Below are 12,711 nucleotides of genomic sequence, written 5' to 3'. Positions count from 1 at the left end.
CTAATCTCGGTATGATCAATGCCGTATTCGCGTTCTAGTTTAGCTAAAGAGGTTTGGTGGGATAAGTATTTACTGCAAATTTCCATTTTCAAAGTAGTTGAATATTTAGTCATGAAAAAAGTGCTCCTAATAGTCAGATTAATGTCTAACTATTATGGAGCACTTCAATTCCGGGGGTTAACTTCATTCACTGCTGTTTTTTTATATCTCTTGGAACAAGTTGTTATAAGTTAATAAATATTTTTGGTATATCTCCTCAATTATCTTGCTGCTATGATTTCCACTAATAGTGGCAAGCTCCAAAACAAATTATATAATTAAAAAAATTGAAAGATTGGTATGATTTGTATCCTTTTTGATGAGTAAAAAAAGATTTACATTGGTGGAGATACTGCCTTTGTTATGCTTGATAAAACTTAAAATTAACAAATTTTATATAAGTAAATTGTTGCAATGAGAAGTGTATCGGCAACATCATCTTTTATTAATAGCAGAATATATAAAAAATTGAAATGAAAGATTTGCCAATGAGGTTAGCTAAAAACAATACCTTCAAGTAAAACTACAGACTATAACTTGTCTTTTTTTGACTTGAAAATTAATTGAAAGAGCAATAAGAATATCTCTATTTAAACATAAACTTTTAAACAGATTTTGGGAAATAAAAAAGCAGAAGAAAACTTCTGCTTTAAAAACTTTTTTATTTTACGCTAGGCACGGGTAACTTTACCAGATTTTAATGTCTTAGTTGAAACCCATACACGCTTTGGCTTGCCATCGACAAGAATACGAACTTTTTGAAGGTTTGGCTTCCACGCACGACGTGATGAATTCAGTGCGTGTGAACGTGTATTACCAAAAGTGGTCTTTTTGCCAGTGATATAATCTTTTGCCATTTGCTAAACCTCCTTTATTGTGTTTTCATACTAAATTAAGATAGCATAAGTTTAAGAACATTGCAACTGCAAAAGTATTTTTTAAGAAGGGATTTTTGCATTTAAACTTGATTACTATGATAAAATAGATTCATAATATGAGAACAATGATACGGAGGTAAACATGGCTGTAAAAATCAAAACAAAAAACGGTTTGATTGATATTTCAAATGGAGTGATTGCAACTGTTGTTGGTAGCGCAGCTACATCTAACTACGGTGTTGTCGGCATGGCTTCAAAAAATGCTATCCGTGATGGCTTCGATGGAATATTGAATCGAGCAAATTATAAGCGCGGTGTTGTTGTTAAGTCTGAGGATAATAAGATTACGGTTGATGTTTATATAATAGTCGGCTATGGTTTAAAAATATCTGAGGTAAGTCGCAACGTACAAGATAGTGTTAAATTCAATTTGAAAAATCAACTTGGAATTGAAACTAAAGCTGTTAATGTCATCGTTCAAAGTGTTAAAGTGCTTGATGAATAACTCAAGCGGAGGGTAGAAATATTGGTTTTAAAGGAAATAGACAGTAAAAAATTTAGAGATATGGTTCGCGTCGCTACGCATAGACTTGGTCGCAACGCAGAGTTTATTAACTCTTTGAACGTTTTCCCTGTTCCTGATGGAGACACTGGAACAAATATGAATTTAACTATTGAAAGTGGCGCTAAAGCTGTTGCCCAAAATACTAGTAATAGTGTGGGTGATTTGACAGAAAGCCTTGCTAAAGGGATGTTGATGGGTGCTCGTGGTAATAGTGGGGTAATCTCTTCTCAGCTCTTTAGAGGAGTTTATAAGGCAACTCAAGGCATGAAAACTCTTAATGCACAAGAGTTGGCCAATGCTTTTTCAAATGGGGTTGCAACAGCTTATAAAGCCGTAATGAAGCCAGTTGAAGGAACTATTTTGACTGTTGCTCGGATTGGTGCACAAGAAGGTGCCAATAAGGCCAATGAAACCGATGATGTTGAAGAAGTTATGAAGGCGATTGTTGAAGGTGCTAAAAAAGCGTTAAAGACAACTCCTGACTTATTACCTGTTTTAAAGCAAGTTGGTGTAGTTGATTCAGGAGGCCAAGGCTTACTCTTCATATATGAGGGCTTTTTAGAAGGCCTTTTAGGTGAAGAATTTGCTGACCGGTACCAACCTGATGAAGGTGAAATGGATGAAATGATAAATGCCATGCATCATCAATCTGTACAATCACAACTTTCTACTCAGGATATTGCTAATGGCTACTGTACCGAAATCATGGTTGATTTAACTGCTGATGTTCCTAATAAGAAAACTTTTAATTTAGATGAATTTAGGGAGCATTTATCTCAGTTAGGTGATTCACTTTTGGCAGTTTCAGATGAAGAAGTGGCAAAAGTTCATGTTCATACTGAACACCCTGGAGCTATTTTTGCGTACGGCAGCCAATTTGGTCAATTGGGAAAAATTAAAATTGACAATATGCGGATTCAACACGAAACAATAGTAAATAACAGTGAAGAAAATCAGGAGAATGTTGATTTTGCCGTAATAGCTGTTGCTTCTGGTAACGGAATTCGCAAACTTTTTGAAAGTGAAGGTGTTAACCGCATTATTTCTGGCGGTCAAACTATGAATCCTTCAACGCAGGATATTATTGACTCAATCAAAAAATCAGGTGCTAAAAAAGCAATTGTGATGCCGAATAATGGCAACATTATTATGGCAGCGAAGCAAGCAGCTGAGGTGAGCGACATCCCAGTCGGCATTGTCCCTACTAAAACCATTTCACAAGGCTTGACAGCCATGCTTTCATTTGATCCGGACGATTCTCTTGATGACAATGTTGCAAACATGACTGACGCTCTTGATACTGTTGTTTCTGGGGAAGTTACCAAAGCAAATCGTGATACCAAAATTAATGAGATTGAGATCCATCAAGACGATTATTTAGGAATTATTGATGGAGAAATTAAAGTGGCTAAAACTGATATAATCACTGCAGCTTCTTCAATGATTGAAAAAATGTTGGATGAAGATTCTGAAATCGTTACTGTAATGTTTGGAAGAGATTCTAACAAGAAAGAAGCTCAAAAACTGATAGATGCTGTTAAAGAGAAGCATGATGATCTTGAATTTGAACTTCATGATGGTGGACAACCTGTATATAATTTTCTGATTTCTGTTGAATAATTATGTACGCAAAGGAATTATTTGCACCTGTTACTGATTTAAAAGGAGTTGGAACCAAAACTGCTGCAGCACTTGGAAGCTTAGAAATATATAGCATTTATGATTTGTTATATTATTTTCCATTTCGCTATGATGAACTTCAAACGATTCCACTTGACCAGATCATGGATGGTCAAAAGGTAATGCTAAAGGGAGTTGTGGCCACTGAAGCCTTTGTAAGCAGATTTGGCTACAAAAAGAGCAGACTTAGTTTTAAATTGAGAATTGACCATGATGTAGTCATGGTCAATTTTTTTAATCAACCTTGGTTGAAAGAAAAAATTGAGGTGGGTAAAGAAGTTGCAGTTTATGGCAAATACAATATCTCAAGACAAAGTTTAGCGGGTTTTAAATTCATTGCAGCCAAAGAAAATGATAGTGGCATGGCTCCAATTTACTCCGTTAACCGGCATTTAAGGCAAAAAAAATTAATTGATTTCATTAATATTGCTTTAGATGAATATTTGCCGGCTGTTGATGACGTTGTTCCAGTGGATATTCGACGAAAATATCGTTTGCTTCCTGAAAAAAATATTGTACAAAAAATGCATCACCCGCAAAATTTTAATGAGTCCCAGATTGCAAAAAGAAGTGCTATTTTTAGAGAATTCTTTATTTTTCAAACTGAACTAGCTCAGTTAACTGAAGTCAATCCACAAAACAAAGGGATTCCCAAGAAATATGACCTGAAGGAAGTTGCTAAATTGACTAAATCTTTGCCGTTTGAATTATCCACGGATCAAAAGCAGGTTATCAACGAAATTTTTGCAGACCTGTTTTCATCCAGACAAATGCAGCGTCTTTTACAAGGCGATGTGGGTTCAGGAAAGACTATTGTTGCAGTATATGCAATTTTTGCGGCTGTAACTGCTGGCTTTCAAGCTGCACTGATGGTTCCTACAGAGATATTAGCGACTCAGCATTTTAAAAAGATTGATGAATTGCTAAGGCCTCTAGGTGTAAGATGTGCGCTGCTAACAGGTTCTACGAAAGCTTTGGAACGAAAAGAAATTTATACAGAATTGACCGATGGCACAATTAATGTTGTGATAGGTACGCATGCTTTAATTCAATCAAACGTAATTTTTAAAAAATTAGGATTAGTAATTATCGATGAACAGCACCGGTTCGGTGTTAATCAGCGGCAATCTTTAATTAATAAAGGAAATTTGCCTGATGTTCTTTCTATGACTGCTACCCCGATTCCCAGAACTCTGGCATTAACGGTTTATGGCAACATGTCTATATCTGAAATACGACATCTCCCCGCAGGAAGAAAAAAAGTAATTTCTTCATGGAAAACGAGCACCCAAATGGATCAGGTTTATCAGCTAATGCGCGAGCAATTAAAGCAGGGATTTCAGGTATATGCTGTAACACCTTTGATCACAGAATCAGAAGCATTAGATTTAAAAAATGCAGAACAGCTTTATGATAATCTCAGTAAAGATTTTCCTGATGAAAAAGTAGCATTACTTCACGGTCAAATGCCTGGTAATAAAAAAGATGAAATTATGTCCGAATTTGCAGCTGGAGAAATTAATATTTTAGTTGCTACCAGTGTGATTGAAGTTGGTGTTGACGTGGCAAACGCTAATATGATGGTTATCTATAATGCTGATCGTTTTGGAATTAGTCAGCTACACCAGTTAAGAGGGCGAATAGGGAGAGGTAAGACTCAAAGTTATTGCATATTTTTGGCTGATCCTAACACACAGGCAGGTAAAGCTCGTATGAAAATAGTGGCATCAACAACAGACGGTTTTAAATTGGCTGAAGAAGATTTAAAAATGCGGGGAGAAGGAGATATTTTTGGTAAAGCTCAATCTGGTCTGCCTGAATTTCAAGTTGGTGATGTAGTTAATAACTACGATACTATGGTAGTAGCACAAAAAGAGGCTAGAAAATTAATTAAACTTGATCCTCTCTTGCAAAAATCAGAAAATAAAACTTTAAAACAAGTGATAGAATATAAACAATTACAGCAAAAGAGAACATAGTAAAGGTTGAGGATACAATGAGAACTATTGCTATCGATGCTATGGGTGGTGAAAATGCCCCTGAAGCAATTATTAAAGCAGTATTACGAGCCAAAAAGGACTTACCCGAGACAAAATTCATACTTTTTGGCGATCAAAAAAAAATAAAAGAATTATTGGGAAGTGATAGCAGTCGCACACAAGTAGTCAATACTTCTGAAATTATTTTAGATGAAGATGAACCAGTTAAGGCAATTAGATCTAAAAAAGATTCGTCACTTGTCGTGGCAGCACAATTTGTGAAGCAGGGCAAAGCTGATGCACTTTTTTCATTAGGTAATACTGGAGCTATTTTAGCTTGTGGCATATTTATAATAGGACGAATTAAAGGTGTGGCCCGTCCGGGATTCATGCCAACATTGCCTGTAAAAAATTCCGATGATGGTTTCAATATGATTGATGTTGGTGCCAATGCCAAAAGTAAACCAGAATACCTGCTTGCCTGGGCTAAAATGGCTTCATATTATGCAGAAAAAGTAAGAGGAGTTAAAAATCCTCGTGTTGGTCTTCTTAATAATGGATCCGAGAGTGATAAAGGTGATGATGTTCATCAAAAAGCATACCAGTTGCTATTGGAAAGCAAACTTAATTTTATTGGTAATATAGAAGGAAATGAGTTATTAGTGGGTAAAGCTGATGTAGTCGCAACAGACGGTTTTACTGGTAATGCAGTTTTAAAAAACATTGAAGGAACTTCAGGTGTTTTGATACATCTTTTGAAGCAAAGCTTGCTCGATAACGGACCTTTTGTTAAATTAGGTGCGTTAATGATAAAAAAGGCATTAAAAGGGTTAGTTTCAAAATTTGATGTTGACAAATATGGTGGCGCAGTTTTACTCGGAGTCAATGCTCCTGTAGTCAAAACACATGGTCGCTCAGGTCAGCGTGCTGTTTATTTTACAATTAAACAAATTGATAAAATTTTACAGGAAAAAATAATTGATAATTTTAAAGCAGAATTTGCAGTTGAAAATAGGGAGTAAAGACATGAGTAAAGAAGAAATTTTTACCAAAATTCGAGATATATTAGCAGATAATTTTGAAGTTGATAAAGAAAAGATAACTGATGAAACTAATTTCACTAGTGATTTGGACGCTGATTCCATTGACTTAGTGGAATTCATTTTACAACTAGAAGATGAATTCGGCGCCGAGATTTCTGATGAAGATGCAGAAAAAATTAAAACAGTTGGTGATGCAGTTAATTATGTTGCAGATCACCAAAAATAACAAAAAAATATTCATTATTAATTTGCATACAAAATGTTTCACGGTTATAATTAGAAATTAAATAAATTTATTAAATATCTTTAATAAATTCATTGAAGATTTGAGAGGGGAAATGACCTTTGGAAAAACAAAGTGATCTCTTGCTAGATATCCAGCATTTGCATACTGCATATCGTTTAAATGGAAAGTTTTATGATGCTGCAGATGATATTAATTTAACGTTGAAGCGTAATGAAATTTTATCTATTGTAGGTGAATCTGGTTGTGGTAAGAGTACAATTGCATCGAGTATTATCGGCTTGTACGACCATAAAAATACGAAAGTAACTGGGGATATTCTATATAATGAGTTAAATTTAGTTGGATTAAATGAAAACTTGTTTAACAAAATACGTGGAGACAAAATTGGCATGATCTTTCAGGATCCATTGGCTAGTTTAAATCCGCTGATGCGTGTTGGCGATCAGGTAGCTGAAACGCTTTATTATCATACAGATATGAATGAAAAAGAGCGTTATAATCGTGTGATTGAATTATTCAATCAAGTAGGTATGCCAAAACCAGAAGAAACTTTTCGAATGTATCCTTTTGAGCTATCAGGGGGATTAAGACAAAGGGTCGTGATTGCTATGGCAATTGCATGTAAGCCCGAAATTATCATTGCAGATGAGCCTACTACCGCTTTGGATGTTACTATTCAAGCTCAAATTTTGGATCTGCTTGAAGATATTCAAAAGCAATCTCAATCTGGTATTATTTTGATTACTCACGATTTAGGGGTAGTTGCTGAAACTGCTGATCAAGTTGCAGTTATGTATGGTGGGCAGATAGTAGAAAAAGCCGATGTAAAAACTGTCTTTGAGCATCCACTGCACCCATACACTCGCTCCTTGTTAAATTCAATGCCTCAATCTGAAGATGAGGAAGAAGATTTGCACGTTATTCAAGGAACGGTTCCATCATTGCAAAATATGCCTAGAAAAGGCGACAGATTTGCTGCTAGAATTCCATGGATTCCTGCCAGTGCTCATGAAGAGAACCCAGTAATGCATGAAGTTGAGCCTGGTCACTGGGTAAGATGTACTTGCTGGAAGACGTTCCACTTTCAAGATGAAGTAGGTGGGGAGTAGTTTATGGCTAAAGAAATCATACAAGTAAAAAACTTAAAAGTTCATTATCCCATACGAACAGGTTTTTGGAACCGGATTACTGACTATGTCAGAGCAGTTGACGATATTAGTATTACTATTAATGAAGGTGAAACCTATGGTTTAATTGGTGAATCTGGATCAGGCAAGTCAACTACTGGTAAGGCCATTGTTGGTGTTGAGCCTGTGACTAGTGGCAGCATTATTTATAAGGGTGTAGATATTACTAAGGCCAAAAATAGGCATAAACTCAACTACAATAAAGACGTTCAAATGATTTTTCAAGATTCAATGTCGAGTTTAAATCCGAGAAAAAGAATTGAAGATATTATTGCTGAACCAATTCGAAATTTTGAAAATTTAACTACAGATCAAGAACGTGATCGAGTTCAAGAGCTGCTGGATATTGTTGGTATGCCTAGCGATTCAATTTACAAATACCCTCATGAATTTTCTGGGGGACAGAGACAAAGAATTGGCGTAGCTCGTGCGGTTGCAACTAATCCTCGTTTAATTGTTGCTGATGAGCCTACTAGTGCTTTGGATTTGTCTGTGCAGGCACAAGTTTTAAACTTTATGAAGCATATTCAGCAACAATATAATATTGCCTATCTTTTCATTTCTCACGACCTTGGTGTGGTAAAGCATATGTCGGAGAATCTTGCGATTATGCACCGTGGTCGCTTGGTTGAGATTGGTTCAAGGGAAGACATTTACAAGCATCCAATGCATATTTATACTAAAAGGCTGCTTTCCGCAATACCACAAGTTGATGTTGAACATCGCGATGAGCATAAGAAACACCGTCAAGAAGTTGAACAAGAGTTTCAAAATGATCAAGGCAAGTGGTATGACAAAGATGGTCGTGTGTTCCCATTGCAACAAGTTTCTGGCAAACATTTAGTGGCTTTACCGAAAAATGAATTAAATGAAGAAAAGAAAAATGAAAAGGAGGGGGCATAACCATGTGGAAAACGGTCTTAAGACGAATTTTAATTATGATCCCGCAATTGATTATTTTAAGTATTTTGGTCTTTTTCTTAGCTAAAATGATGCCAGGTGATCCATTTTCAGGTCAAATTAACCCAAATACTGATCCTAAACAAATTGAGGCGTTAAAAAGAGCAGCTGGATTATATGACCCTGTACCTGTGCAGTATGCGCGTTGGGTTGGCAATCTTTTCAAAGGAGACTTGGGTACAAGCTATATTCAGCATGTACCTGTTACTTCATTAATTGCAGATCGGGCTGTGAATACTTTTTGGTTATCTTTATTTTCTACTATAATCAGTTATTCTATTGCCATCCCTATGGGTATTAGTGCTGGTCGTCACCAAGATGAGTGGCAAGATCAAGCTGTTCAAATTTTTAATTATATTACCTTGGCTGTTCCTCCTTTTGTTTTCTATATACTAGGAATATGGTTATTTGGTTTTACTTTGGGCTGGTTCCCAATCTCAGGTTCAATTTCACCAAATGCATCCGGTTTTTGGGGTACTTTGGGTAGTGAAATTTATCATATTATTTTACCAGGTACACTAGTTGCACTAATTACTACAACATCTGTCGTGCAATATTTAAGGACGGGAATTGTAGATAACAAAGTTGAGGATTATGTTCGTACAGCACATAGTAAGGGCGTGCCAGAAAAAGTTGTTTTCAATAAACATATTTTACGTAACTCCCTTTTGCCAATTGCTTCTTCTTTTGGTACTGTGATAACTGGACTTCTTAGTGGATCTATGATCGTAGAATCGGTTTTCAGTTATCCTGGCATGGGTAAACTGTTCCTGGATTCAATTGGTCAACGTGATTACACCACTTTAACAGCTTTAATATTGATATTTGGCTTTTTAACGTTGCTTGGTAATTTATTGTCTGATATTATCATGAGCATCGTTGATCCAAGGATTAGAATAAAGTAAAGAGGAGAAACATATGACTGAGAATAAAAAAAGTACTTTAACTAAAAAAGTTAAAAAAGAGAAAGTTTCTTCTCCAACTTCAGGGTTCAGAGTGATTGTAAGAGAAGTTGTGAAGGATAAAATTGCGTTAACAGCTTTTATATTAATTGTTCTAATCTTATTATTGACTTTCGGCGGATCACTGTTTTTAAATGCCGATAAAGTTTCTGAAACAAATATAATTGATGCTTATTACAGTTGGGGAACAGCCGGTCATTTCCTTGGAACTGATGATGGTGGTCGTGATATAGTTAATCTTCTTATTATGGGTAGTCGCAATTCTATTCTCATTGGTTTAGGAGTTACTGTAATATGTGAATCAGTCGGACTTCTGGTCGGATTAATTTCAGGATATTACGGTGGTTATATTGATGCTATCATAATGAGAATAGTTGACTTTATTCAAGTTTTACCTGCAATGCCTATTGAAATAGTTTTAGTTAGTGTTATACCTCACTATACCCCAGTGAATTTAGTGCTAATAATTTCATTTTTTGGCTGGACAAGTACAGCAAGGTATTTCAGAGCATTTGTATTGTCTCAAAGAGAGCGTGATTATGTATTAGCGTCAAAAACGTCAGGTTCGTCAGATTTAAAAATCATGTTTCGAGAAGTTTTGCCTAACATTACTTCCATGGTAATTATTGATGTAGTTCTAATGATTGCAGGTAATATCGGAATCGAAACTACGCTAGAGTACATTGGCTACGGATTGCCGCCGACTATTCCTTCTCTTGGTACTTTAATTGGATTTGCAAATGATCCGGTTAATGTTGTTAGTCGACCTTGGCTTTGGCTTCCTGCCACAATTTTATTATTAGTAATTTCTCTAAGTATTAATTATGTCGGAAGGGCATTGTCACGTGCTGGTGATGCAAGACAAAGAGAAAATTGATAAACTTTTTAAAGTAAAACTAAAATTGTAAGACCCTGAAATGAAATCTTTCATTTCAGGTTTTTTTTCCACTTTAATATGCTATTACAATTTACATAAAGGAATATAACTGCTTTCAAAGTTTTTGTTGACTTTATATGGACTAAAATTTTGATTAAATAATCCTATTCATATATATGAAAAGAATTAGTTTTAAATTAATTTTATCTATTGATTTTCTAATTTAATATGTTAATATTAAATTATTAACTTGTTCTGAGAAAAGCCATTAAGTTGCTATGATAAAGGAGTTAAAGGCTATGAAAAGTAAGAAATTATTAGGCTCTGTGGGAGTCATAACTGCTGCTGCGTTATCGTTAGTTGCATGTGGTAAAAGTGCAGATAACGGCAACACAAATGAAGCAAAAAAAGCAAGTAAGTTTCCAATTGAAGTACCTAAAAAGGAAACTAAACAAGGTGGAACAGTTAAATTAGCTATAGAAAGTGATTCACCCTTCACCGGTATTTTCTCTGAAGAATTGTCCACTACTAAAACTGACTCTGATGTTGTCGCTCCAGGTGCCGAATCATTATTTGATGTAAATGATACTTATCAGATTAATGATAAGGGTCCTGCCACAATGAAAATTAATAAAAAGGACAAGACAGTGACTGTTACCATTAAAAAGGGTGTTAAATGGTCAGATGGTAAGCAGGTAACTGCTAAAGATTATGAGTATGCATACGAAATTATTGCCAATAAGGCTACTCAATCTGAAAGATATACCAGTCAACTGGCTTTTTTAAAGGGACTTGAAGAGTACCATGAAGGAAAATCTAAAACAATTTCTGGGTTTGAAATGCCTGACGGTGAAAATGGCAGAACGGCCGTTTTACACTTTAAGGAATTAAAGCCAGGAATGTATAACAGTGGTAACGGCTATTTTTGGGAGGCTGTAGCTCCTTACCACTATTTAAAGGATGTTCCTTTCAGCAAATTAAATTCATCTGATAAAATTAGAAAGAAGCCACTTTATTTTGGCCCTTATCAAGTTTCTAAGGTCGTAAGAGGTCAGTCAGTAACTTGGGTTCCTAATAAGTACTACTGGCGTGGCAAGCCAAAATTAGATAAAGTAGTTTCGCAAGTTGTTTCTTCGAACTCGACTTCTCAAGCAATCAAGAGCCATAAGTTTGATATAGCTGATGTTATTAACACACAATGGAAACAAGTTAAAGACACCAAAGGTGTAAATTTTGTCGCTAAAATTCCGCTACAATATAGTTATCTTGGCTTTAAAGTTGGTAAATGGGATGCAAAGCACAGCAAGAATGTCATGGATAAGAATGCTAAGATGAATAACAAGTCTCTTAGACAAGCTATTGGATATGCCATGAATATTTCTTCTGTATATAAGAAATATACTGGTGGCTTGACCTTCCATGTAACGACATTAATTCCACCACAGTTTGGTGATTATCATAATAGTGATATAAAGGGTTATACATACAATTTAAAGAAAGCAAATCAATTGCTTGACAAAGCTGGTTACAAGAAGAAAGGCAAATGGCGTGTACAACCTAATGGTAAGCCGCTTAAAATTCATCTTTTGGCTGCAGGAGGCGATGCCACTAGAGGTCCAATCATTCAAAACTACATTCAACAATGGCATAAAATTGGTTTGAATGTTTCCTTAGTTGGTGGTCGTTTGGCTGAGGCTAACTCTTTCTTCGATAAGATTAAAAATGACGATCCATCTGTCGACATGTTTATGGCTGGCTGGAGTATGTCATCAGAACCATCACCTGCTGATTTCTTTGCTGAAGGTTCACCATTCAATTATCAACGTTTTGTGACTCCAGAACAAACCAAATTATTGAATTCACTTGACTCTCAAAAGGCTTTCAATCATAAGTATCGTGTAGAGAAATTCCATGAATGGCAAAAATATATGTTTGATCAAGCATTCATTATTCCTACTAGGAATAGTTATGCTATCACAGCAGTTAATAACAAGTTAACTGGATATAGTCTTAAACCTACTCATGGTAATTCTCTTTGGTATGAAGTTGGCTACAAAAAATAGTTAATATTTAATTAGAAAAAAAACTAATTGCGAAAATAACGCAATTAGTTTTTTGTTTTGATTTTTAGTTAAATTTAATTATAAAATACTCTTTTGATAAAATAATTTATCTTTTCAAATATTATATGTTTATATAGTATTAGAGACAATTTTAGCCTTGCAATTTTAATGATAAATGCTAATATTTATCTGTTAACTTGATTCCAAAATACTATTAACTTTGTATTATGA

The 12,711-nt window shown here is 35.2% G+C and carries 11 protein-coding genes; 10 read left to right on the top strand and 1 reads right to left on the bottom strand.

Annotation, left to right across the window (positions count from 1 at the left end):
• Nucleotides 1-710 precede the first annotated feature (710 nt).
• On the bottom strand, nt 711-896 hold the full coding sequence (rpmB, locus tag F5ESL0261_RS06110; protein ID WP_034981532.1) for a 50S ribosomal protein L28: 186 nt from the start codon (nt 894-896) through the stop codon (nt 711-713).
• Nucleotides 897-1,059: 163 nt separating this feature from the next.
• Here rpmB and F5ESL0261_RS06105 point away from each other — a divergent pair, with 163 nt between their 5' ends.
• The 10 genes from F5ESL0261_RS06105 to F5ESL0261_RS06060 all read left to right on the top strand — a co-directional run bounded on the left by F5ESL0261_RS06105 (nt 1,060) and on the right by F5ESL0261_RS06060 (nt 12,480).
• Nucleotides 1,060-1,422 (top strand): Asp23/Gls24 family envelope stress response protein, encoded by a 363-nt coding sequence (locus F5ESL0261_RS06105; RefSeq protein ID WP_034981534.1) that lies wholly within the window; start codon nt 1,060-1,062, stop codon nt 1,420-1,422.
• 21 nt (nt 1,423-1,443) lie between these two features.
• Nucleotides 1,444-3,102, top strand: a complete 1,659-nt coding sequence (locus F5ESL0261_RS06100; protein ID WP_122052578.1) for a DAK2 domain-containing protein — start codon at nt 1,444-1,446, stop codon at nt 3,100-3,102.
• Nucleotides 3,103-3,104: 2 nt separating this feature from the next.
• Nucleotides 3,105-5,141 (top strand): ATP-dependent DNA helicase RecG, encoded by a 2,037-nt coding sequence (recG, locus tag F5ESL0261_RS06095; RefSeq protein WP_122052577.1) that lies wholly within the window; start codon nt 3,105-3,107, stop codon nt 5,139-5,141.
• Between the two features lie 17 nt (nt 5,142-5,158).
• Nucleotides 5,159-6,163, top strand: coding sequence for a phosphate acyltransferase PlsX (plsX, locus tag F5ESL0261_RS06090; protein ID WP_034981542.1), 1,005 nt, complete (start codon nt 5,159-5,161; stop codon nt 6,161-6,163).
• A 4-nt stretch (nt 6,164-6,167) separates the two neighbouring features.
• On the top strand, nt 6,168-6,410 hold the full coding sequence (gene acpP, locus F5ESL0261_RS06085; RefSeq protein ID WP_122052576.1) for an acyl carrier protein: 243 nt from the start codon (nt 6,168-6,170) through the stop codon (nt 6,408-6,410).
• A 119-nt stretch (nt 6,411-6,529) separates the two neighbouring features.
• Nucleotides 6,530-7,540, top strand: coding sequence for an ABC transporter ATP-binding protein (locus tag F5ESL0261_RS06080; RefSeq protein WP_045928249.1), 1,011 nt, complete (start codon nt 6,530-6,532; stop codon nt 7,538-7,540).
• 3 nt (nt 7,541-7,543) lie between these two features.
• Nucleotides 7,544-8,521, top strand: a complete 978-nt coding sequence (locus F5ESL0261_RS06075) for an ATP-binding cassette domain-containing protein (protein WP_045928248.1) — start codon at nt 7,544-7,546, stop codon at nt 8,519-8,521.
• A 2-nt stretch (nt 8,522-8,523) separates the two neighbouring features.
• The gene (opp4B, locus tag F5ESL0261_RS06070) at nt 8,524-9,483 is read left to right on the top strand and encodes an oligopeptide ABC transporter permease (RefSeq protein ID WP_045928247.1); all 960 of its coding nucleotides are present in this window, start codon (nt 8,524-8,526) and stop codon (nt 9,481-9,483) included.
• A gap of 13 nt (nt 9,484-9,496) precedes the next feature.
• On the top strand, nt 9,497-10,417 hold the full coding sequence (locus tag F5ESL0261_RS06065) for an ABC transporter permease (protein ID WP_122052575.1): 921 nt from the start codon (nt 9,497-9,499) through the stop codon (nt 10,415-10,417).
• A 299-nt stretch (nt 10,418-10,716) separates the two neighbouring features.
• Nucleotides 10,717-12,480: an oligopeptide ABC transporter substrate-binding protein gene (locus F5ESL0261_RS06060; RefSeq protein ID WP_109586425.1), complete on the top strand. Its 1,764-nt coding sequence runs from the start codon at nt 10,717-10,719 to the stop codon at nt 12,478-12,480.
• Nucleotides 12,481-12,711: the final 231 nt, after the last annotated feature.

Source organism: Lactobacillus sp. ESL0261 (assembly GCF_003693025.1).
Lineage (GTDB): Bacteria > Bacillota > Bacilli > Lactobacillales > Lactobacillaceae > Lactobacillus > Lactobacillus kullabergensis.
Note: the sequence above shows the minus strand (reverse complement) of the source record. Positions and strands in the feature narration are given on the sequence as shown.

Coding starts and splice junctions, on each gene's coding strand:
- F5ESL0261_RS06105 (WP_034981534.1), top strand. CDS start 1,060: ATGGCTGTAAAAATCAAAACAAAAAACGGTTTGATTGATATTTCAAAT.
- acpP (WP_122052576.1), top strand. CDS start 6,168: ATGAGTAAAGAAGAAATTTTTACCAAAATTCGAGATATATTAGCAGAT.
- F5ESL0261_RS06065 (WP_122052575.1), top strand. CDS start 9,497: ATGACTGAGAATAAAAAAAGTACTTTAACTAAAAAAGTTAAAAAAGAG.
- plsX (WP_034981542.1), top strand. CDS start 5,159: ATGAGAACTATTGCTATCGATGCTATGGGTGGTGAAAATGCCCCTGAA.
- F5ESL0261_RS06060 (WP_109586425.1), top strand. CDS start 10,717: ATGAAAAGTAAGAAATTATTAGGCTCTGTGGGAGTCATAACTGCTGCT.
- rpmB (WP_034981532.1), bottom strand. CDS start 896: ATGGCAAAAGATTATATCACTGGCAAAAAGACCACTTTTGGTAATACA.
- recG (WP_122052577.1), top strand. CDS start 3,105: ATGTACGCAAAGGAATTATTTGCACCTGTTACTGATTTAAAAGGAGTT.
- F5ESL0261_RS06075 (WP_045928248.1), top strand. CDS start 7,544: ATGGCTAAAGAAATCATACAAGTAAAAAACTTAAAAGTTCATTATCCC.
- opp4B (WP_045928247.1), top strand. CDS start 8,524: ATGTGGAAAACGGTCTTAAGACGAATTTTAATTATGATCCCGCAATTG.